Here is a 21,367-nt window from a genome sequence, read left to right on the forward strand (position 1 = left end):
CTTTTTAGCCTCTGTTTTTCTTAAACCAAGCTTCGAAGCTTGAGTTTGGAGCGGTAGGAAGTTCACGGTATTTACCCCAGGCACCAGAGAATGGCTTGAGAAGACTACCGGGAAGGACTTTCAGTGCGGTGCGGGCAACACTCATAGAGCAGTTAAGCATGGCTTCGCTGGCCATGAAGTTCCCCACCAGAGGCATATAACTACTCTTGCCGTAGGGCAGTTTACCGGCCTCGGCTTTCAATCGGCGGTGGTGGTGAATGATCTTATCTAACGGTACCTTAGTCGGGCAAACATAAGAACAGCTGCCACATAGGGTACAAGCCCATGGAATAGAGTTGGTATCATCACTCTGCGCCCCGACGGCAATGCCGATAGGACCGGGGATGGTGTAGTTGTAGCTGTAACCGCCCGAGCGGCGGTAAACCGGACAGGTATTTAAGCAGCCGCCACAACGAATACACTTGAGCGACTCAGCCAATATCTTATCTTTAAGCATATCGGTACGGCCGTTATCGACGATGATGACGTGCATCTCGCCGCCATCCTGTGGACCGCGGTAGAAGGAGCTATAGGTTGTGATCGGCTGACCCGTAGCATTACGTGCCAGAGTTCTCAACAGGGCGGAAGCGCTCTCGATATCGGGCACAACCTTGTCGATTCCCATAGAGTGCAGCTGCAACTTGGGCAGGTTGGCGCCCATATCCGCGTTACCTTCATTGGTACAGACAACGACGGCACCTTTATCGGCAATCGCCATGTTGACGCCTGTCATCGCCGCATCGGCCGACAGGAACTGCTCTCTCAGATGAGCCCTTGCTGCCCGGGTCAGATAGGTTGGGTCTGACGCGCCGGCCTCTGTACCCAGCTTGTCATGGAACAGATCACCGACCTCCTCCTTCTTCATATGGATAGCCGGTACCACGATGTGTGATGGCGGCTGACCCGCAAGCTGAATGATCCGTTCACCTAAGTCGGTATCGATCACCTCTATCCCCTCCCGCTCGAGGTAAGGGTTCAGGTGACACTCCTCGGTTAACATAGATTTTGACTTAACCAGTTTTTTCACTTTCTTGTCGGCTAAGATCTTATGCACTATGCGGTTATGCTCCGCACCATCTTTAGCCCAGTGAACCTTAATACCATTATCGAGGCAGTTCTTCTCAAACTCCTCCAGATACTGTCCCAGGTTCGTCAGAGTGTGTAACTTCATCTCAGATCCAATCTGACGTAGCTGCTCCCACTCCGGCAGGCCACCGGCTGCACGGTCACGCTTTTCACGTAACATCCACAGGGCCTTAGAGTGCCAGTCGACTCTGGTTTCATCCTTACAAAATATCTCGGCTTTCTTTGCATGTACCGCTGAATTGTTATTTGACATAGTGGGCTCTCTATAGTGCGGCGTTAATCACCTGGGCGATGTGACGGATCTCAATCGGCAATTTCTGGCGTTTAATCATGCCATCGATATGTAGCAGACAGGAGGGATCGAAACCTACCGCATAGGCCGCGCCGGTTGCCGCATGGGCTTGCGCCTTATCTTTACCCATCTTGCCTGATACCGCCCCCTCATCCAGGGCAAAGGTGCCACCGAAGCCGCAGCATTCATCACGTCTGTCAGGATAGACAATTTCGACCTGAGGGATCTGACTCAACACAGCTTCAACCTTGTTGTTGCGGGGACCCATCTGCTCGCTGGGGGTAGCCAGGTCCAACATGCGGATACCGTGACAGCTCATCTGCAGGCTGATCTTATGGGCGAATGGCTTCTTAAATACCGGGATAGGGGAAACATCGTGCAGGAACTCAGTCAACTCATACAGCTTGTCTATCACCGCCTGTGCTTCAGGGCTGGAATCGAACTCATGAAAATTCTCTTTGGCTGCAACCAGACATGAGGCCGCCGGACAAACGATAGCGTCGCACTCAACGCCTTTAAATGCATTCAATAACTTGAGGGTGGTTTTCTTAGCCTCATTGAAACAACCCGAGTTGGTCATAGGTTGACCACAACAGGTCTGCCCCTCAGGCAGTATCACTTGGTGACCAAGCTTTTCCAGCAACTCTAATGTGGCAATACCCACATCCGGCATCATCTGATTCACCAGACACGGAATGAAAAGTGCGACTCTCATATGGCGTTCTCTTATTGTTGGCTGCCGCGGGTACCTGACTCATCACTCATCGACTGCAAAGCCATCAGTCAGATACATCTCCCCGGTGGCAGGGTTATTTAATAGCCACAAGTCTAGGCATTACCCAAATAATAAGTAGTGCTAATTTAGTAAATATGACTCACAATATTTCCAAAAATGAAACAGAGCCCGCTAATATTCCCCACCTATTCACAACAAACTAACGCCCTTTGTAATACCGTTCGGCTTAAATCCCCATAACAGCTCATCCATCAATCTGGGGCACCAGAATAGGATAAAGCCTGATGATGGCACCTTAGTTATCGGTCCTAAGAGTGTGTTAGGCTAATGCCTATCGGCATAATGCAAAGCAAGGAGAGAGGAGAGTGAAAGTTATCAAGCTTGCCCTGCTCTGCGCCTGCATGATGCTCACCCTGACGGCTTGCAGTGACCCTGCCACGGATAAAACATCACTATCGACAGATAGGCTAACCAGAGATCGTGTCGTGGCGGCTCAAATATCCGCAGACGGGACTACCTCTGCACTGCTGACACGCAACCATCGACTCTCCGTATGGGATAACCAATCCAAAAGTTTACTTAACGAATGGAACGAGTCTGATCTCATCGAAGAGCTCTACCATATTTCAATGTCGGGAGATAAGCGTCTGCTGGGCACGGCCGGTAAACACAGAGTCTCAATTTATGATATACATACAGGAAAACTCACCGTGACCTGGCAGGTTAAGGGGTTCGATCCTGAGGCGACAATCACCAGCCTGCACCTGAGCCATACGGGGAATGAGGTACTGATTGGTTTGAACGAAGGTTCGGTATTCACCGTAGACCTGGTGAATGGTCAGATCTCCATGTTTCTGCTTCACGATGGACCGGTGACCCGCGTGAAATATGCGGCACAAAACCAGCAGGTGATGTCGGCATCTCACGACGGTAACCTGCTGTTCTGGGCCACGACTACAGGTACAGTGATACAGGAGTATGCCAAACGATTCCGTATAACCAGCGTCTCATATGATGAAGCCAATCGAAAATTATTTATTGCCGATGCACTGGATAATCAGTTCATCGCCGACTCATTAACGGCGCAGACTCTAACCAAACTCGACTATCTGGAGCGCTACCGCTATTTTCGCCAGGCACTATTTGTCGACCGGGGTAAGATGCTTATCACCTCCTCCTCGAAGCAGGAGTTAGCCAGTTGGGATGCCAGGACTGGAGCCGAGCTGGCAAGGTGGGATATCACCGCCTTCTCAGCCGGAACGACTGTGCTCTCTATGGCAGTCGATATTTCGAATACCCTATGGAGCCTGAGTTCAGACGGCGCATTAGAGAGCTGGGCTATCGAACCGCTTCACCTCTCCAGCTCGGGACTATAATGTCGTTTCGGCTTCACGAAACGACATTATATCTTGAAGAGTTACTGGGCTGCGCTTTTGGACTTAACATAAGGCAAGATCAACAGAGCGATTCCGACCACGAGGAAGGGGATGCTCAGCATCTGCCCGGCACTCATGACCCAATCACCAGCATAAGCAGCCTGCTTCACCTTCACAAACTCGATAGCAAATCTGGCACCGAAGACCAGACATAGGAAGAGGCCGAATATCGCACCCTCTTTCTGCTTCATCTTAGTGTATTTGTAGATAGCTACCAGAGCGATAAAGATAGCCAGATACGCAACGGCCTCATAAAGCTGCGCCGGATGACGGGGCAGCATATCGACGCGCTCGAAGATGATGGCCCATGGTGCATTGGTTGGCACACCAAGGATCTCCGAATTCATAAAGTTTGCCATCCTGACAAAGAAACCAAATATCGCGGTAGCTATGGCCAGTCTGTCGAGGAGATAGAGAAACGGCATCTTCACTTTTTTATGATAATAGAAGAGCGCTAAGATAGCGCCTAAACCACCACCATGGCTGGCCAAGCCCCCCTCCCAGATAGCGAAGATCTTTAAGGGGTGGCTAAAGTAATAGGCGGGGTCATAGAAGAAGCAATGGGCTAACCTGGCGCCGACAATGATCCCGATAACACAGTATATCAATAGGTTATCTAACGAATCGACGTCAAGTCCCTCCTTGATATAGATGCGTTTCATCACCTGAAAGCCACATGCAATCGCCGTGGCAAACAGCGCGCCGTACCAATGTACCTTAAGCCCCATAAACGAGATTAATACAGGATCGATATTCCAAATAAAGTGGTCCAAATTAAGCCTTCCGATTTAATGCGAGAAAATTGTTTATCTGACAGGAGTTTTACGCTGATACTCTTGATTAGGCAAGCACTGTTTACCCTAAAGATGTGTCTGAATTTTACTGAGAAACAGATATAGAGTGCCGGTGTCACTCACATGCTCTCCGTTTAATCGTTAACCTAAGGTAAATCGCCGGGTAAATAAGTTAAAGCTCTTTATAGAACAGGACGGTTGCCTCATATTCACCGTCTGAGCTCAAGGCGAAATTTGGGATCTCTCCGGCGAAACTATAACCTAGATTCAGATACAGGGTAGAAGCAACATCCCCCTTACGTGTATCTAATACGATGAGCGTTCTGTCCAGCTCTAACGCCAGCGGTTCGAGCTTAAGCATCAACTTCTTTGCAATCCCCTTTCCTCTGGCACAGGTTCGCACCATCAACTTCTCGACTTCGGCGCGATGTTGGGCGTTACGCTTATCTGCCATACAAAGCTGGACACTGCCTAAGACTTTGTCACCATCGTGCGCCAGAATGAGCTTGCGTATGCCTGAGCTCATGTCGGCTTCGACACCTTCCCAATAGGCCATAGCATCGGTATGAACAAAGGGATGAATAAAGCCGACCGAAGCGCCGCTCTCAACGCAATCGATCAGCAGCGAAGATAACTCCTCTTTGAGATGCTCACCCGAGGCTAAAGCTGTCGATTCAAACGACTCTACCACTGAGATATCCACATTCACTCCTTGCACAATCCTGTGCGCTACAGATAACAAGCCATGGTGCGGCTCTAATACTTTCTAGCTCTACTAACTACTTTCTAGCTCTACTAACTAATAGTCTAGTCCCATATGTTCATATTTTTATGCTCAAATCTGCATCCCGGAGATTATTTACCGACGCAGGATCATCAGGATGGCTTCTGAGACAGATTTAGAATGCCCTACAAGCAAGGGAGTCGGTACACTTCAGGTATAAAAAAACACCCCGCCACAGAGGGACGAGGTGTTGACTTCAAACTTGTAATTTACTGTTTATAGCCTGCAGGTCATAGCCCATAAACATTCGCGGCTAAAGCCGCTCCTACAGCTCGCAGCTCAAGGCTGCTCCTTGCTTAACTCCCCGCAAGCTCATTAAACAGCTTAGTGAATCTCTCCAGTCCTTCGCTGATTATCTCATCCTCTATCGTCAACGCCGGCAGGAAGCGGATCACGTTACCATAGAAGCCGCAAGCCAGGAGTATCAGCCCGTGCTCGGCGGCTTTGCCGATAATGGCCTGGGTGAGCTCGGTATTTGGTTTGCCGGCATCGCCGTCGATGACCAGCTCCAGGGCGATCATAGCTCCTTGATGACGAACTTCGCCAATCAGATCCGGATAAGCTTTCTTCAGCAAAGTAAGCTGCTCATGGAAGATGCTGCCGATGAGTGATGCCCGCTGAACCAGATTCTCCTCCTCCATCACCTCCAATACCGCCAGGGCTGAAACGCAGCCCACGGGAGAGCCGCCATAGGTACCGCCTAAGCCTCCCGGCAGAGGCGCATCCATTATCTCACTCCTGCCCACGACGGCCGCGATAGGAAATCCACCGGCGATTCCTTTAGCCATGGTCATCAGATCCGCCTCGACATTCGCGTGTTCAAAGCTGAACATCTTACCCGTTCGGCCAAACCCGGTTTGGATCTCATCGGCTATCAGGACGATACCATGTTGATCACAGAGTCGGCGCAGTGCCTGTAAAAAATCTGCCGGGGCGGCATAGAAGCCGCCCTCGCCCTGCACGGGCTCAACTATGATGGCCGCAACATCACTCGGTGCAATGTCCACCTTAAACAGATTTTCCAGTGCCTTAAGCGAGTCGCTTACAGATACATCATGAAAAGCCATGGGATATGGAGCATGATAAATATCACCGGCAAATGGCCCAAACAGGTGCTTATAGGGAGTGATTTTACCTGTCAACGCCATGGTTAAGTTGGTTCGGCCATGAAAGCCGCCATTAAATGCGATAACTCCTCTGCGGCCTGTATGGGCGCGGGCAATCTTGACGCAGTTCTCTACCGCTTCGGCGCCGGTAGTGACGAAGATGGCCTTCTTATCGCTGTCACCCGGTGCGATAGCGGTCAGCTTTTCGGCCAACTCAACCGCCGACTCATAGGGGTTGATCATGACACAGGTATGGCTGAACTTATCTAACTGAGCCTTGACTGCCGCCACAATTTTAGGGTGGCTGTGGCCGGTATTACACACCGCAATTCCGGTACCGAAATCGATATACCGTTTACCCTCTACATCCCATAGCTCGGCATTCTTCGCGCGCTCGACATACACAGGGTAGACATTACCCTGACCGCGGGGCATAACTTTGGATTTACGCGCTTGTAGGCTGCTGTTCGTCATAACTCTCATCCTTTGATTTGATACAGGCGCCAGACTCTAGGTTCTAGGTTCCTGGTGTCTGGCGCTCTATTTATCTATCCAGGCCACCCATGCACAGGTACTTAATTTCCAGGTAATCATCGAGACCATACTTAGAGCCTTCCCGACCACTCCCGGACTGCTTCACCCCGCCAAACGGTGCCGCGGCATTGGAGATAATTCCCTCGTTTACCCCTACCATGCCGAACTCCAGCCCCTCACCGACCCGCCAGATACGGCCAATATCACGGGAGTAGAAGTAGGCTGCCAATCCATATTCGGTGTCGTTGGCCATGGCGATCGCCTCCTCTTCGGTATCGAAACCGATAATAGGTGTCACAGGGCCAAATATCTCGTTCCGCGCCAATGGCATATCGTTAGTGACGCCGGTGACAATTGTCGGCTCGAAGAAGTTAGCGCCCACTTCGCTGCGCTGACCTCCGGCTAAGAGCTTGCCTCCCTGGGCGAGAGTGTCATCGACCAACTTACTGACACCGTCCACCGCGGCCGATGAGATCATAGGGCCGATAGCCACCCCCTCAGCGAGGCCATCTCCCACTGTCAGATTTGCAACCGCACTGGCAAACTTATCGGTGAACTCCTTGGCTATCCCTTTTTGAACATAGATGCGGTTAGTGCAGACGCATGTCTGACCTGCATTGCGGTACTTGGAAACGAGCGCACCCTGCACGGCGGCATCGATGTCCGCGTCATCGAAGACGATAAAGGGAGCATTTCCACCTAGCTCCATGGAGACCTTCTTCACCGTCGTTGCGCTTTGAGTCATCAAAATTTTGCCCACCGCCGTGGAGCCGGTGAAGGTAAACTTTGAGACGTCGGGATGCTGTGTCAGCACCTTCCCCATGCCAACGGCGTCTTCGCCCACCACGACATTAAATACACCTGCAGGAACACCTGCCCGCTCGGCGAGCTCGGCCATGGCGAGCGCCGACAGCGGTGTCAATGGAGAGGGGCGAACCACAAAGGTACAGCCTGCCGCCAATGCCGCCGCTGCTTTACGGGCGATCATGGCGTTAGGGAAGTTCCAGGGAGTAATAGATGCCACAACCCCCACCGGCTGCTTAATGACGACGATACGCTTATCACCCGATGGCGCGGGAATCGTATCACCATAGACGCGCTTCCCCTCTTCAGCAAACCACTCGATAAATGCGGCGCCATAACCTATCTCACCCTTCGCCTCGGCGAGTGGTTTACCCTGTTCCAGTGTCAGGATCCGTCCCAGATCGTCCTGATTGTCCATCATGAGGTTGAACCAGGTTCTTAGAATCGCGGCTCGCTCATTAGCCGACTTTGCAGACCAGGCCGGCAGGGCTCTCTTTGCGGCCACTACCGCCGCTTCGGTTTCATCGATACCGGCATTGAGGACTTTGGCAACGACGCTATCATCGACAGGGTTGGTCACTTCGAAAGTCTGAGGGGATGCAGTGTCGGCCTCAGCCCATCGACCATCGATATAAGAGCCGGTTTTTACCAGACTGGTGTCTTTAAGATCTTGCATATTCACTCCTGCAGAAATAGAGATTGCCATTAAATGTACCTCTTAAACCAATGCTCCTATTGAATCGCAAAATGAACTCATGTTAAATACAAAACATTAAACCTTATGTTTTATAGTGGTAAAACTATGGGCAAACATTCGATCATTCCAAAAGCCATAACAGAGTACGATCTGCGACTGCTTCGCATCTTTCGTACCGTTGTTGAAAACGGCGGCTTCTCGGCCTCGGAAGCCGAGCTGGGTGTCACCCGCTCGACCATCAGCGTGCATATGTCTAACCTTGAGAGCCGAATGAAGCTTAAGCTCTGCAGCCGGGGGCGTGGCGGATTTGCCTTAACCGAAGATGGACAAGCCGTCTATCACGCCTGCATAGAACTGTTTGACTCGCTAAATGATTTTTCACTGCTGGTCAATGGCTTAGGTAAGGAGCTTAGTGGCGAACTGATTCTGCTCTGCGCCGATCAACTCGACAGTACCATGCAGCAGAAACTCGCAAAGGTGGTTCAATACCTGCACAAAAAAGAACCTCAGCTTCATCTGATCTTAGACGGGGAAGCCATCCACAATATCGAGCGTTCACTATTGCAGGACAAGGCTCATGTCGGCTTACTGCCCAGTTATCAGCAGATCGAAGGGCTGAGCTACCAGACCATCTTCAGTGAGCCTATCTATCTGTGTTGCAGCTGCAATCACCCCTATTTCGAGCTGAGCGATGAAGCGATCACTCCCGAGATGTTAGCGCGGACACCCTCGATCCATCCGGGTATAGATATCGACTTCGAGGGACGCGAGCAGTTGAAGAAACTGAACCTCTCGGCAAAGGCGTATCAGTTCGACACCAGAAAAACCCTGATCCTCTCCGGCTGCTATATCGGCTACCTGCCACAGAGTTATATCCGGAGCGAGCTGGAATCAGAGCAGATGAGGATAATCCACTCGGATTCGGCAAGTTATCAATTTAACCTGTCGATGGTATTTAAGAAAAGTCCGCGAGAGACCAGCAAGGTGGAGCTTTTGAAAGCCGCTTTCGAAGCAGTGTTTAGCACTAAGCCATAGCAAGCTGAAAACAAATCAGAAGTGACTCAAACAGGGATCAGGGCTTATAGGCACTCTCGGACCACCAGGTCTCGACTATCTTCCTATAGCTGCCGTCACGTTTCATCTCGGTCAGGGCCTCGTCAAACCTATCCCTGATATGAGTGAGGCCATTCACCTTAGAGAAGCCCATATAGGCAGAGGTGGTCTGGATGATAGGTGAGAGCCGCTTGATGTTCTTACATCGTTTAATGGAGGTATTTTGCAGCACCTTGACCCGACTGGATGCGTAGTGAATCGTATCCTTCTCACCGATAAGAATATCGATATCGCCGGTGCATAACTTAAGGAGCAGGGTATCGAACTCAACTTCGATGCTTATTCGCTTAATGACCCTGTCGGCTACCGCCTCATCAAAGATAGAGCCATAACTGAAATCCTGCCTCGCGCCAAAGTGGTAATCACTCAACGCTGTCAGATCACCATCGAAGGTGATCGGAGAGTCTTCGACGACGAACAGGGTTATCCTCTCCTCCATCAGCACCACCTGGCTAAAGTCGATATAGCTCAAGCGTTCCGGGACAATCAAAACTTCGATCAAGCCATCGATCTTCCCCTCTTTGAGGAACTTCAGCGCCCTGGACCAGGGCAGGACCTGTAACTTGATGGGCTGATCGATGCGCTGAAAAACCGCCTCAACCAGACGCACAGACACGCCATGAAATTCACCGTTAACGGTATACTCGTAGGGGGGATACTCCAATATCGCAATATCGAGTGTCTCTTCGGCGCTCACCTGACAATGCAGCCAGATGTACAAAAACAGCGTTAGCACTATGACGATTCTTTTCATGACTCACCCGAATAAACGCTTGCGCCAACCGAGTCTTGGCAAAAGTTCTACCCACCAAGTTTAGACTAAAATCCCCCTGCTCACCTTAGAGTGCAATATGGATAACGTTCGCTTCACGGCATCAACTTCCCCTTCAAGCCTCAGGGCTGAAACCCGTCAGCATCGACTCCTCAAACATTTCGGGAGACACAGTTACTGCCTGCTCGTTAATCGTCTCTTCCAGCCTTGATATCTCCTGCTCTAATTTTGAGAGCGTGAGGGTATTATTATCAAGCAGGTAGACCTGCTTCAGGCTGGTATAGTAAAAACTCAAGACAATGAGCGCATCCAGATTACCTGCACTCGCCGCATTTTTAATGCGCTTAAGCTGGCGATAGATGCGGTTATGCAGTGCCTTTAGTCGCCATACATAGTAGACCTCGGCAAGAAATGGATTATCTTTTATCCGCCACAATACGCCGCCACACACCACTAAGGCTAAGATAACGCCGAGTAAGTTAAGGTGAAAATTACCGGTTGACTCCCCCTCGGCCCTGTTTGCCAGGCTGGCATCGACACCGAAGGCGGCAATAAGTGCGGCACCAAACCCCAGTGACAGGATGATCAGACCGACAACCAAGCCCAGACTGACAAGGTTAAGGCTTTTTTTATATATACTCTTATCAATTTCGCGTAACTTCATACCTTCAATACCTCTTAGACAGGGCACAATTCTGTTCTGCGTAAAACTTAAGTCATAGTATCTCAGGAGGGGCTTAAGACTGAATGAATTCGGTGATTGAATGCACAGTTTTGTCTGCAAACGGTGAAAATGCGAACCTAGAAGTAAAAACATCTAGACGTCTAAATTGACAGACGTCTATAAATCTCATATCCTCTCGTTCATTGAGATGTACCATTGCGTCATTTTAGGCTCACAGCTAAGCATTAGTTAAACATTGACTAAACTTTGGTTAACATGAGTTAGATAAAAGATAGAGATGACGACCTGTTCCAGCTAGGAGGGCTAAGAACCAATGGTTTGATGAACGACGAAAAGAGAGAACACTTTGACGATTTCCACTAATACCCAAGAAACCAGCTCGGCCAAAAACGCTGCTCCCGGTGCCTCATTTGTGGCACTACTTCCCCTTTTTCTATTTCTGGCCCTGTTTATCGGTGCCGGTGTCTATTTTCAGAGCCAGGGCGTTGATTTTGCGTTTTATCAGCTTCCCAGCGTTATCGCGATTTTGCCTGCCATAATCTTTGCACTCATCATATCGAAACAGAAACTGAATCAAAGCATAGATACCTTTATCGCAGGTATCGGTCACTCAAATATCATCGCCATGTGCCTTATCTACCTGTTAGCCGGCGCATTTGCATCCGTGGCTAAAGCCACCGGTGGTGTAGACGCAACTGTGGCTCTTGGCTTGTCTCTGGTACCGTCAAACCTGCTATTGCCAGGCTTCTTCGTCATCGCCGCCTTCATTGCAACCGCCATGGGAACCTCGATGGGTACAATTGCTGCCGTAGCCCCGATTGCTTTAGGTGTGGCTAACGAAGCTCAGATTGAGCTAGCCATTATGGCGGGTGCTGTGATCTCCGGCGCCCTTTTCGGCGACAATCTCTCGATCATATCCGATACCACGATAGCGGCGACACGAACCCAGGGCTGTGAGATGAAAGATAAGTTCAGAGAAAACTTAATCTTCGCCATTCCCGCTTCTGTCATCACCCTAATCATCTTCACACTCGTCGGCCAGGGCCAGGCCGAGGTCGCGCCTCAGGAGATAGATATTATTAAGGTGATCCCTTACCTCACCATTTTAGTGTTGGCCATTTCCGGCTTAAATGTATTTGTGGTTCTTACCATAGGCATTTTACTGGCGGGTATCACAGGCCTGTTCACCATGGATTATGGCCTAATCCAATTTGGACAGGATATCTATACCGGTTTCACCAACATGCAGGAGATCTTTATCCTCTCTATGCTTGTAGGCGGCTTAGCGGCATTGATGCAGCAACAAGGTGGACTGGCCTTCGTCAATGAGCTGATTGAAAAACTGATCACACGTTTCTCTAAGGCTAAGGGCGAAGCCTCTACTCGCGCTTCAGAGCTTGGCATGGCGGGTATTGTCGCCCTGACAAACACCTGTGTCGCCAACAACACCGTCTCGATTGTTGTCACAGGAGATATCGCTAAAGACCTTGCCCAGAAACACGAGGTCACACCAAAGCGCGCCGCCAGCATCATGGATATCTTCTCATGCATAGTGCAGGGACTTATCCCATACGGTGCACAGGCACTCCTGCTGGCCTCAATCTTTACCATCTCGCCGCTGGAGGCTGTCACTCACGCCTGGTATTGCATGATCTTAGCCCTGGTTGCTATCTCTATCGTGATTTTCCGTAAGCGAGTCGCCTGATTACAGCGTAAGCTAACATCGAAGCAGAGAAGGTTGCGGGAACAGGCACCTTCTCCGCTTTTAGTCCTTCTCTTCCTGGCTCATAGCTCATAACTCATAACTCGTAGCTCGTAGCTCATAGCTCGTAGCTCGTAGCTCGTAGCTCGTAGCTAACCATAAACATTCGTGGCTAAAGCCATTCCTACATGGAGAGCATCGCTGCCAGCACCTCCTATTTCGGCGCCATAACCTCGCAACTCACATATTAATAACCTATAACTATAGTGGTATTGAAGGTGCCGCTAAAATAGGGCACCTTAGGTGAGTCATTCAGCCGGAACATAAAGTGACCATAGCCTGATATTGCCGATATGAGAATCGTCATAGTGCTATACCAATACTCTTTTTAGGCTGAAACAGATAGGGATATCGCGTCTCGATAATGAGACCCAGTCAAGGAGTACAGCCAGCTGTGCTCCTTTTTGTTACTAAACGATAGAACATGTAGTGCAGACAGATGCAGTCAGAACTCAATGCCCACTCTACCCATTATGATCTCCACCGTCTGGTGATCTGGATGATCTTAGCCGGTGCACTCGTGACCTCTGTTGGCATCACCATCTCGATCTGGGCCGAATATCAGAGGATCGGAATCGAAGTCTTTTTCAGACGTGCCGATTTTCTTGGGGATTATATCCACTCACCACTGGCCTATGTTTATAACATGTCCCTGATCACCGCCGGCTCGTGCATCTTATTAGCCATGTATGGTCTATACCAGCTCAGGCTGGGTGATTTCAGCCACTACCTCTCATTTGCGGGCTTCTGGGTCGGCTTATCGATTATTCTTATCGGTGTCTTCCCGATCAACTACCTATATGAACACAGGCTCGTCTCCACCAGCTTTTTAATCGGCACCTTTGTTCTTCATCTGCTCACCATCAGCATGCGAATAAACCATAAAGAGGTATGCTCAACCCCACTGTTTTTACTGGCTATTTTTGGCTTTATCAGCGCCTCAGGGCTCATCTATCAGCTCGATTGGAGCCAGCTGGATTTTCAGCCCTGCTCCCACGAAACATCTGAGGTCTGCTGGGTCGCACTCAATATGTGGTTTCAAACCAATGTCACCATGCTTTGGTGCATCCTGCTCGCATTCAATGTCAGAAAGATTGCCGAACACAATGCAAGGATGCAGGCATCGGATTAACCCCTAAGGCAACCGAATATAGCGGTGAGCGAATCATTTAGATGTTAAACTCCCCCAACTAACGATTACCGCTTCTGTTCACAGACTCTATGACTTCAACCGCTAAGGCTACTCAGGCAACCACTTCGATGGCGAAAGCCCCGGTAGCGAACAAGGTCAGACTCGCGAAGTACCTGGCTCTGACAGGGCTCTGCTCCCGCAGGGCCGCGACGCGCTACATTCGCGACGGCCTGATAACGATTGACGGGCGCCCGGCAAATCATATCGATACCGTGACACTCATGGAGACACCCGGTGGCACAGACTGCAGAGAGACGCTGCTGTTCGACGGTATTGGGGTTGAGGGCATAGAGGCGAAACAGTACTGGATGCTAAACAAAGCCGTCGGCACAGATTGCCGTCTTCTGCCAGGCGATCCCGATTCACTGCTGCACCTACTGCCCGCCGCCCCCAGACTCTACCCTGTCGGCCGTTTAGACAAGGACTCCCGCGGCCTTTTGTTACTCACCAACGATGGCGAGCTGACCCAGAAGCTGATGCACCCGGATTTTGGCCACTCCAAGGTTTATCATGTCAGAGTCGACAGAGCTTTCGGTGATGATTTCCTGCACTTAATGGCGCAGGGTGTCAGCTACCGGGATGTTACGACCCTTCCCTGTGAGATGAAACGTCTTGATGACGATAAATTTGAGATAGTACTCACCCAGGGATTGAACCGACAGATACGCCGTATGAGCCAGGCCCTGGGTTTCAAAGTTATCGACCTCAAGCGAACCAAGATCCAAACCCTGGAGCTGAGCACGCTTAACGAGGGTGAGATGCGGCAACTGACTGAGCCTGAGATAACAAAGCTGAGATCAGCCTTGGAATGAAGACTGATTACATTTTTCTTTTGCCCAATGGTATTGGGATGTTTGTTTGAAGGTCATAGCTTCATGGCTATCTAACGCCTAGCCGGCGGGGGAATGTGTGGACACTTCTTCGGGCCGCTGTGAAGCCTTCCTTGGCCGCTTAACGAAAACATCCTTGTTTTCGATACCCTCAGACGCATCCACACCTGGGTATTCAAAAGAAGACTCTCTCTTCGATTAGGCTTTACCCGCAAAATATCAGCTTGTTGTGAAATCCTGTAATGGCTTATGTAAACCTCATAAACATCCACGCATCTTTTAATCTTGCTGTTTTGAATGACTTTTTTGAAGTCGATAATCCTTTTGCACCAACAAGTTGTAAATGATAGCTTTATCTAACTGAACAAGCAGCTAAGAACGTCATCGAGCTTCTATTGAATAAGACTTTAGTTGCCACGGAAGGATTGGTTCATGATTCGTAGTTTTATCAATAAATTTGGCCCTACTCTGTATATTCAAATATGGGAAAACCGGATTAGGGTTGTTGATGTAGAAAGCAATGAAGTATTTGATGAGAAACCATTATTGCAAATAGAAACTCGAAAGAATGGAGCAAAACACGTTACAGCTTTCGGTAATAATGCGTACATTAGTCCTGTAAATCCATTTTCCCATCCAAGATCGCTTCTTCGTGATTTCTTCATTGGAGAGCGCTTACTTCAAGAAATCGTAAAAAAACTCGTTGGTAAAAAATTCATATCACTTGCTCCCGCAATAATTGTTCATCCAATGGAAAAAATCGAGGGTGGCTTAACTATGATAGAAATCAGAGCATTTCGAGAAATGGCTCTGGGAGCTGGTGCAAGGGATGTTGCAATTTACCAAGGTAAAGGAACATTAGAACCATCAACAATTAATTTCAAAGAGATTGTAAAACAAGAAGAAATGCTGGCTTTGGAGTAGTTAGCAACTAACAAGCCTCTGAACTAAAATTTACCAAGGCTGTCATGCCATTTGCTGAGCAAATCGACCGCAAGCACATAGTTCACTTATTTGAGTGGCGTTAGGTGGCTAAATGAGTAACGAAGCTAAAGCACTTGAAGGAATTAAAAAGTCATCCGTTACTGAGCAAGGTGAGTACGGCATCGATGAGTTTGTATCACATCACATAGAAGAGCTTCCTAAAAGTTACTGGCAAAAACATCTGGGCACAGAGGCTCCGTCAAGCGAGCAAGTGATTGGCCTGCTGATTCTACGCTCTAAATGGGATAACGAAGAAGTCTATGACTTTACGTTACCGGAGGAAGTTACAGACTACGTATTAAGTGTGTCTTTCAATGAAGGTGGATCAATCGAAGACATCGAGATGGAGAGTTAGAAAAAACGCCTAACAAGTCAAAGCAGCAAATACAGCTAAAATCGAAGAGAAACACACTCGAGTGTGAACGCGGCTGTGACCTTCGACAGCAGGGATGCTGTCGCAGAGGCTATAGGGGTATACTCGCGCCGTGTCACAGAAGTGTTCGCACATTCAGCGAGCCGCAGGCTATAGATTAAATTTAAGCCATGCCATTCAATATCGGACTAAACACCTACAACGTCAGATGAGAAACAAAAAGATACTTGAAACTTGTTATCTGACAAGTAAAACCCTGATGGGTAAAAAACAAAACGGGCACAAAAGTGCCCGTTTATATTCTATTAAGCTCGAAACTCAAGCCTCGAACCTCGCCACTGATGGCTAGTGAACGATCTCCATCTCGGCTAACAAGTTATCTGCATTGTCCAGATACTTCATTACCCAAAGCATATAGCGACTATCGATCTGAATAGAGCGGTTAGTCTCTGGATCGTAACCCCAGTCGCCGATGATGCTCTCATATACACCATCGAACAGCAGGCCAACTAGCTCGGCGCGGCCATTCAGAGTCGGTGAACCTGAGTTACCGCCTGTGGTATCTAAAGTAGAAAGGAAGTTAACCGGTACCGAGTCCAGCGATTTAACGTAAAAATCACCATACTGCTTCTGCTTAATGAGCTCGAGTTGCTTAGACGGTGCATCGAACGGACTCACGCCGGTATCTTTAGCCAAAATACCTTCTAAACGAGTGAATGGCACGGCCTGCAGACCGTCCTGAGGCGAGTAACCTTTCACATTACCCACAGACACACGCAGGCTCGAGTTAGCGTCGGCGTAGACAGGCTTACCCTGCTCAGTGTTATACGCGATGATGGCATCCATATATTGAGGGCGCACCTTCATCAACTTACCCGCAAGCTCCTTATCTTTCCTCTCCTGCTTCATGTCCGTATCATACATGGCAACGGCAAATTTGATGAAGGGATCGTTCGATGCCTTAAAGTCGGCAACCGACTTATCCAGCCAGACCAGACGGGTATCCATATCACCAAGTTGAGTCTTGGCATACATCTTATCTAACGTCTTAGACAGTTTCTCTTCGTCAAGCTTCTTACCGATACCGAACACCTTATCTAAGGCAGTGATACGCTCGCTGGCAGGCAGCACCGCGTAACGCTTCAACATATCAAACAGAATCGCCTTGTCGACACTGGCTGCATAACGACGATCGATACGCTCCATGGAAGACTTGAAGCGGATCATGTCACGCTCCTGATAGCCTGGCTCACGCGCCATATCATCAAGCTGCTTCTCATTGGCCAAACGATATAACTTGCGCGCCGTAGGCACCATGGTGGTGTAACGGATATAGCCCAGGATGATGTCGCGCGCCTGGTGCTCCTGTCCCTCTGCGATCAGCTTGTCCAGCTCGGCCAGTGTCTTACCATATTGTTGTTTGCGCTTGCTATCTTTATTGATCCAGTTAGCCAGCTCTGACTCACGTCCCTTACGATCATCGAGCATGGTCGACTTGCCATAAAATTCGATCATAGAGGTGAAGTTCTTGGCATAGTTAGCCAGACCCGCGATCAGGCTCTCATACTTGATACGCTCGTCGCTGCCCTCGGGCGCCGTTTCCTTGATGATCTCGATAAAACGTTCACGCAGCATCTTACCTTCCGGGTATGCCCACTCGAACTGATTCTCGACCTCGTTGGCGGTGCGGTAGCGATTAGTTCGGCCAGGATAACCGGCAACCATGACAAAATCGCCATCGCTCACGCCCTTAGCCGACACCTTCAGGAAGCTCTTTGGCTCATAAGGTACATTGTCTTCACTGAAGTCGGCTGGCTTACCCTGCTTGGAAACATAGCCACGGTAGAAAGAGAAGTCACCGGTATGGCGAGGCCACATCCAGTTATCGATATCTCCGCCATATTTACCCACGCTTCCTGCCGGGTTGTACACCAGGCGTACATCGCGGATCTCAAGCTGTTTTACCAGGTAATACTCCAGGCCACCGTGGAAGCTATAGACCTGACAGCGGTAACCATCCTCCTTCTCACACTCGGCGACCAGAGACTTTTCCTTATGCTCTATCCCCTGATAAAAATCTTTACCTACCTTGTTCTCTAACCCTTTCTTAACCTTGTCAGTCACGTTGGTAACGGCTTCGGTCACATAGATACGCGAGCCCGGTGTCGCCTGCAGCTCTTCACCATAAGATTTGGCCAGAAAGCCATCTTTAAGCAGGTTTTTCTCAGGAGTCGAGTTGTACTGAATCGAGCCATAGGCACAGTGATGGTTAGTCACGGCAAGGCCTTTAGGCGAAACGAATGAAGCGGTACAGCCGCCCAGGCTGATCACGGCATTCATGGGGAATTCGGTTAATTTCGAGATCGATTTTGCGTCTATCTCCAGCCCTTTAGCCTTAAGCTCATCGGCTAAGGCAGGCAGTTGGTATGGTTGCCACATACCTTCGTCGGCTTGAGCACCGAAAGAGGCGGCGACAGCGACAGTAAGAAGCCATTTTTTCATTTTATTAAGTCCGTTTTGAATTATTATTCGATCAATTTGCTTGTGTTGCTTGTGTTGCTTGTGTTGATTACATTGCGAATGATTGCTTTGTTTTAAACCGGGCAAAAAAAAGCCGGGTCCGATATTTTCATATTCGAACACGACTCTATCATAAGCGGCCATAGTTACGACAGCCCCTGAATTATTCCCTTACAAAGCTGTAAGCTTGTCAGCCAGCGCCTATAGCGCGACCCAAAGTTGTGACACGATGATCACGGCACCTAACAAGCCTGCAATGGCTAACGCCGGGGTTCCGCCCGCTACCTGATAACCACTCTCAGCTGCCAGTGGGCGCTGCTTCATCGCCATCACTATCGGCAGGAAGATGATCATCACCACCAGGGGAATTGCCGCGAAGCCCAGTACTGCCACGAAGCCTTCCGGAATATAGAGCGCACACAGTACCGGAGGCACGAAGGTGATAAGCCAGGTTTGAATGCGGCCGCCAACTGTGGCTCTGGCGCGGGTCAGCTCTCCGATGAAGTCATACAAGCTCAGGGTCACACCGAGGAAAGAGGTCACCAGGGCAAAATCTGCAAATAGCGAGATACACCTACTCACCCATGGTTGAGCGGCTATCTCCTGCAGAGAGCTCACCAGTGCAGGCAGTGAACCGGCAAAGCCGTGAATGGCTTCACCGCCAACGGTCCCCAGGGTAACCAATAACCATAGAACGTAACAGAGCAGGGGCAGCGTCGAACCGATCAAGAGCACCTTACGCAGTGTCTTAGTATCGCCGTCGAGATAACGCACTAAGGTTGCGATACAGACGTGAAAACCAAATGAGGTAAATACCACGGGAATCGCTGCCATCCAGACATCGAGATTCCCCTCCTCCATCGCGGCAACCGCCATCTTAGATGGACTGACTTCAGGCATTAAGAAACCAACCGTGACCACCAGAAGCGCGATCATCAAAGAGAAAAGAATACGGGAGAGCTTATCTACCCAAGCCACACCGAAGGCAGCAAAAAGCCCCAAGGTCAGAGTAAATAATAATACGGCGGCTTGGCTATCTAACACGACATCAAACATGGTCTCGGCTTTCAAAACCAGCAGCGATGAGCCGCCGGTAAGGTATGCCGCAGTCAGAGCAAACAGCAGGCTTAAGAAGGAAGCCCCTTGTACAAACTGGCCTCGCTTGCCCAGTATTTTTCCTGTGATGGCGTGCACATTATCGCCCACACCGGTGCGAAGATTGATCTCCAGCATAAGCAGCGAGGTATATGCCGAAACACCCCAGATAACGACGAGCAGGAGTATGGCGGGAATGATCCCAAGAGCTGCCGTTGCCAGAGGCAAGGCTAACATTCCGGCACCGATGGCGGTACCCGCTACGATAGCGATAGAGCCGAGCATTTTTAAATTCACAAAATTGTCCTGTTAGATCTGTTTTTTTACTGTTTAGGCGGGTCAAATTTAGAACGACTTTGAAGGAGAGATTTAGCAAGACATCAAATCAAGATTAACAGCCTCCAATCGAATCGGGTCTATCGACCACCATGATTTCAATTGGCCTCAACGGCTTAAGTTAATCAATAAGTGTATTCACCCAATTAACTCAGCCACTGAGGCTGCATAAATCGAGAAGAAAATTGATAGAACTGCTGCATTACGACTCTATACTCTAAAAAATGATTGTTAAAGACATTAACAGCTCAGCCCCCGCTGGGCAAGCCACTTCTGTACAAAGTATGGCTGGAACCAAAGATGTAACATCTGCGTATCGAGTCGTTAAAAGCAATCCCTAAACTGCCCAGTTCGGCTGACCTTTGTAAAAATGGTTAGATTCCCCGTACATACCTCAAAACAGATAGAAAGAGTTGCACGTAAAGCCCGCTTAAGTATAATCCCCGCACTACTTCAGGGGAGTAGCTAACTGTTTCGCTTGCCTCATGCTTGTCTCATATCGACTCAGGCAGATGAACAGGCTAAGCAGAGTGAGCATCAACATACTTGGCCACATCGCCATGGTGTTCACAGCAACGGGCTCGATGAGTCATGTTGCCAGGCAAGACCTGAGTGCAGTTACCGCTTATTATTTTTAATAAATTGGGGGGCGGTGGGACTGCGCTCGGATTTTTTGCCCCCCTAAAGAAGGACACACTCAACTTGGAAGCTTTACTCGCATCAACACTCACCGTCGCAGTTGCCGAAATCGGTGATAAAACTCAACTACTTGCTCTCATACTCGCCGCCAGATTCAGTCACCTCAGAGGGGGAAAAACGGCTATCATTCTCGGCATATTTCTCTCTACGTTAGTCAACCACTTTGCTTCGGCCTGGTTTGGCCAATGGGCCATAGGTCTGATAAGTCCTGAATTTGCCAGATACCTGATTGCGGGGTCATTTTTTGCCATAGCACTCTGGGTTCTGGTTCCCGATAAGATGGATGAGGAGCAGAGTCGTTTCTACAGGATGGGCCCCTTCATCGCGACCTTTATCCTGTTCTTTATTGCCGAGATGGGGGACAAGACGCAGATAGCAACCGTAGTGCTGGCAGCAAAATATGATGCTCTCGCCATGGTCGTTATGGGGACTACATTAGGCATGTTGATTGCCAATGTGCCTGTGGTCATTGCCGGTCATTTCAGTGCGGAAAAACTGCCTATGACCCTGATCCACAGAGGTTGTGCGCTGCTGTTTGCACTGCTGGGTGTGGTTACACTGATATTTTAAGTTACGAGTTTTAAGTTTTAAGTTTTAAGAAAATAGCTAACAGAACTTACCGCTTATAGCTTATAGCTTATAGCTTATAGCTTATAGCTTATAGCTTATAGCTTATAGCTTATAGCTTATAGCTTATA

General features: G+C 49.3%; 18 protein-coding genes. 8 read left to right on the forward strand and 10 right to left on the reverse strand.

Annotated elements, in window-relative coordinates:
• Nucleotides 1-4 precede the first annotated feature (4 nt).
• Together Q1B47_RS15640 and Q1B47_RS15645 are read right to left on the reverse strand one after the other, a co-directional pair.
• Complete coding sequence (locus Q1B47_RS15640; RefSeq protein WP_299795485.1) at nucleotides 5-1,378, reverse strand: lactate utilization protein B; 1,374 nt, start codon at nucleotides 1,376-1,378, stop codon at nucleotides 5-7.
• 10 nt (nucleotides 1,379-1,388) lie between these two features.
• Nucleotides 1,389-2,132, reverse strand: coding sequence for a (Fe-S)-binding protein (locus Q1B47_RS15645; protein WP_299795487.1), 744 nt, complete (start codon nucleotides 2,130-2,132; stop codon nucleotides 1,389-1,391).
• Nucleotides 2,133-2,518: 386 nt separating this feature from the next.
• Between Q1B47_RS15645 and Q1B47_RS15650 the strand changes: the two genes are divergently transcribed.
• Nucleotides 2,519-3,529 (forward strand): WD40 repeat domain-containing protein, encoded by a 1,011-nt coding sequence (locus tag Q1B47_RS15650; protein ID WP_299795489.1) that lies wholly within the window; start codon nucleotides 2,519-2,521, stop codon nucleotides 3,527-3,529.
• Nucleotides 3,530-3,570: 41 nt separating this feature from the next.
• On the opposite strand, the gene lgt is transcribed toward Q1B47_RS15650, so the two are convergent.
• The 4 genes from lgt to Q1B47_RS15670 form a co-directional block, all read right to left on the reverse strand.
• Nucleotides 3,571-4,362 carry a prolipoprotein diacylglyceryl transferase gene (lgt, locus tag Q1B47_RS15655; protein WP_299795491.1) on the reverse strand — a complete coding sequence of 264 codons (792 nt, stop codon included), beginning with the start codon at nucleotides 4,360-4,362 and terminating at the stop codon, nucleotides 3,571-3,573.
• Nucleotides 4,363-4,555: 193 nt separating this feature from the next.
• The gene (locus Q1B47_RS15660) at nucleotides 4,556-5,086 is read right to left on the reverse strand and encodes a GNAT family N-acetyltransferase (protein ID WP_299795493.1); all 531 of its coding nucleotides are present in this window, start codon (nucleotides 5,084-5,086) and stop codon (nucleotides 4,556-4,558) included.
• Nucleotides 5,087-5,463: 377 nt separating this feature from the next.
• The gene (gene gabT / locus Q1B47_RS15665) at nucleotides 5,464-6,747 is read right to left on the reverse strand and encodes a 4-aminobutyrate--2-oxoglutarate transaminase (RefSeq protein ID WP_299795495.1); all 1,284 of its coding nucleotides are present in this window, start codon (nucleotides 6,745-6,747) and stop codon (nucleotides 5,464-5,466) included.
• 70 nt (nucleotides 6,748-6,817) lie between these two features.
• On the reverse strand, nucleotides 6,818-8,287 hold the full coding sequence (locus tag Q1B47_RS15670) for an NAD-dependent succinate-semialdehyde dehydrogenase (RefSeq protein WP_299795497.1): 1,470 nt from the start codon (nucleotides 8,285-8,287) through the stop codon (nucleotides 6,818-6,820).
• A 126-nt stretch (nucleotides 8,288-8,413) separates the two neighbouring features.
• On the opposite strand from Q1B47_RS15670, the gene Q1B47_RS15675 reads away from it, so the two are divergent.
• Nucleotides 8,414-9,343, forward strand: coding sequence for a LysR family transcriptional regulator (locus tag Q1B47_RS15675; protein WP_299795499.1), 930 nt, complete (start codon nucleotides 8,414-8,416; stop codon nucleotides 9,341-9,343).
• 37 nt (nucleotides 9,344-9,380) lie between these two features.
• On the opposite strand, the gene Q1B47_RS15680 is transcribed toward Q1B47_RS15675, so the two are convergent.
• Both Q1B47_RS15680 and Q1B47_RS15685 read right to left on the reverse strand, forming a co-directional pair.
• Nucleotides 9,381-10,175, reverse strand: coding sequence for a transporter substrate-binding domain-containing protein (locus Q1B47_RS15680; RefSeq protein WP_299795501.1), 795 nt, complete (start codon nucleotides 10,173-10,175; stop codon nucleotides 9,381-9,383).
• A gap of 133 nt (nucleotides 10,176-10,308) precedes the next feature.
• Nucleotides 10,309-10,857: a DUF3087 domain-containing protein gene (locus Q1B47_RS15685; protein WP_299795504.1), complete on the reverse strand. Its 549-nt coding sequence runs from the start codon at nucleotides 10,855-10,857 to the stop codon at nucleotides 10,309-10,311.
• 367 nt (nucleotides 10,858-11,224) lie between these two features.
• Here Q1B47_RS15685 and Q1B47_RS15690 point away from each other — a divergent pair, with 367 nt between their 5' ends.
• From Q1B47_RS15690 to Q1B47_RS15710, 5 genes are all read left to right on the forward strand, one after another.
• On the forward strand, nucleotides 11,225-12,583 hold the full coding sequence (locus Q1B47_RS15690; RefSeq protein ID WP_299795506.1) for a Na+/H+ antiporter NhaC family protein: 1,359 nt from the start codon (nucleotides 11,225-11,227) through the stop codon (nucleotides 12,581-12,583).
• Nucleotides 12,584-13,079: 496 nt separating this feature from the next.
• Entirely contained in the window at nucleotides 13,080-13,772 is a 693-nt protein-coding gene (locus tag Q1B47_RS15695) for a hypothetical protein (RefSeq protein ID WP_299795508.1), read from the forward strand.
• A gap of 128 nt (nucleotides 13,773-13,900) precedes the next feature.
• Nucleotides 13,901-14,644, forward strand: coding sequence for a pseudouridine synthase (locus Q1B47_RS15700; RefSeq protein WP_299795540.1), 744 nt, complete (start codon nucleotides 13,901-13,903; stop codon nucleotides 14,642-14,644).
• A gap of 450 nt (nucleotides 14,645-15,094) precedes the next feature.
• Nucleotides 15,095-15,586: a rod shape-determining protein gene (locus Q1B47_RS15705; RefSeq protein WP_299795510.1), complete on the forward strand. Its 492-nt coding sequence runs from the start codon at nucleotides 15,095-15,097 to the stop codon at nucleotides 15,584-15,586.
• A 112-nt stretch (nucleotides 15,587-15,698) separates the two neighbouring features.
• A complete protein-coding gene (locus Q1B47_RS15710) occupies nucleotides 15,699-16,001 on the forward strand; it encodes a DUF2004 domain-containing protein (protein ID WP_299795512.1) in 303 nt (100 codons plus the stop codon).
• 363 nt (nucleotides 16,002-16,364) lie between these two features.
• Here Q1B47_RS15710 and Q1B47_RS15715 read toward each other — a convergent pair whose 3' ends face one another.
• Both Q1B47_RS15715 and Q1B47_RS15720 read right to left on the reverse strand, forming a co-directional pair.
• Nucleotides 16,365-18,521: a S46 family peptidase gene (locus tag Q1B47_RS15715; protein ID WP_299795514.1), complete on the reverse strand. Its 2,157-nt coding sequence runs from the start codon at nucleotides 18,519-18,521 to the stop codon at nucleotides 16,365-16,367.
• Between the two features lie 219 nt (nucleotides 18,522-18,740).
• Nucleotides 18,741-19,919: an aromatic amino acid transport family protein gene (locus Q1B47_RS15720; protein WP_299795542.1), complete on the reverse strand. Its 1,179-nt coding sequence runs from the start codon at nucleotides 19,917-19,919 to the stop codon at nucleotides 18,741-18,743.
• 753 nt (nucleotides 19,920-20,672) lie between these two features.
• Here Q1B47_RS15720 and Q1B47_RS15725 point away from each other — a divergent pair.
• Entirely contained in the window at nucleotides 20,673-21,239 is a 567-nt protein-coding gene (locus Q1B47_RS15725; RefSeq protein WP_299795516.1) for a TMEM165/GDT1 family protein, read from the forward strand.
• The last annotated feature ends 128 nt before the right edge of the window (nucleotides 21,240-21,367 follow it).

It is taken from the genome of uncultured Shewanella sp., assembly GCF_947501225.1.
In the GTDB taxonomy this organism is placed as follows: Bacteria; Pseudomonadota; Gammaproteobacteria; order Enterobacterales; family Shewanellaceae; genus Shewanella.

What these genes read in the sequence shown, in the direction of transcription:
- Q1B47_RS15695 (WP_299795508.1), top strand. Translation starts at nt 13,080, where the DNA reads ATGCAGTCAGAACTCAATGCCCACTCTACCCATTATGATCTCCACCGT.
- Q1B47_RS15710 (WP_299795512.1), top strand. Translation starts at nt 15,699, where the DNA reads ATGAGTAACGAAGCTAAAGCACTTGAAGGAATTAAAAAGTCATCCGTT.
- Q1B47_RS15685 (WP_299795504.1), bottom strand. Translation starts at nt 10,857, where the DNA reads ATGAAGTTACGCGAAATTGATAAGAGTATATATAAAAAAAGCCTTAAC.
- Q1B47_RS15645 (WP_299795487.1), bottom strand. Translation starts at nt 2,132, where the DNA reads ATGAGAGTCGCACTTTTCATTCCGTGTCTGGTGAATCAGATGATGCCG.
- Q1B47_RS15675 (WP_299795499.1), top strand. Translation starts at nt 8,414, where the DNA reads ATGGGCAAACATTCGATCATTCCAAAAGCCATAACAGAGTACGATCTG.
- gabT (WP_299795495.1), bottom strand. Translation starts at nt 6,747, where the DNA reads ATGACGAACAGCAGCCTACAAGCGCGTAAATCCAAAGTTATGCCCCGC.
- Q1B47_RS15720 (WP_299795542.1), bottom strand. Translation starts at nt 19,919, where the DNA reads ATGCTCGGCTCTATCGCTATCGTAGCGGGTACCGCCATCGGTGCCGGA.
- Q1B47_RS15680 (WP_299795501.1), bottom strand. Translation starts at nt 10,175, where the DNA reads ATGAAAAGAATCGTCATAGTGCTAACGCTGTTTTTGTACATCTGGCTG.
- Q1B47_RS15670 (WP_299795497.1), bottom strand. Translation starts at nt 8,287, where the DNA reads ATGCAAGATCTTAAAGACACCAGTCTGGTAAAAACCGGCTCTTATATC.
- Q1B47_RS15705 (WP_299795510.1), top strand. Translation starts at nt 15,095, where the DNA reads ATGATTCGTAGTTTTATCAATAAATTTGGCCCTACTCTGTATATTCAA.
- Q1B47_RS15640 (WP_299795485.1), bottom strand. Translation starts at nt 1,378, where the DNA reads ATGTCAAATAACAATTCAGCGGTACATGCAAAGAAAGCCGAGATATTT.
- Q1B47_RS15700 (WP_299795540.1), top strand. Translation starts at nt 13,901, where the DNA reads ATGGCGAAAGCCCCGGTAGCGAACAAGGTCAGACTCGCGAAGTACCTG.
- Q1B47_RS15715 (WP_299795514.1), bottom strand. Translation starts at nt 18,521, where the DNA reads ATGAAAAAATGGCTTCTTACTGTCGCTGTCGCCGCCTCTTTCGGTGCT.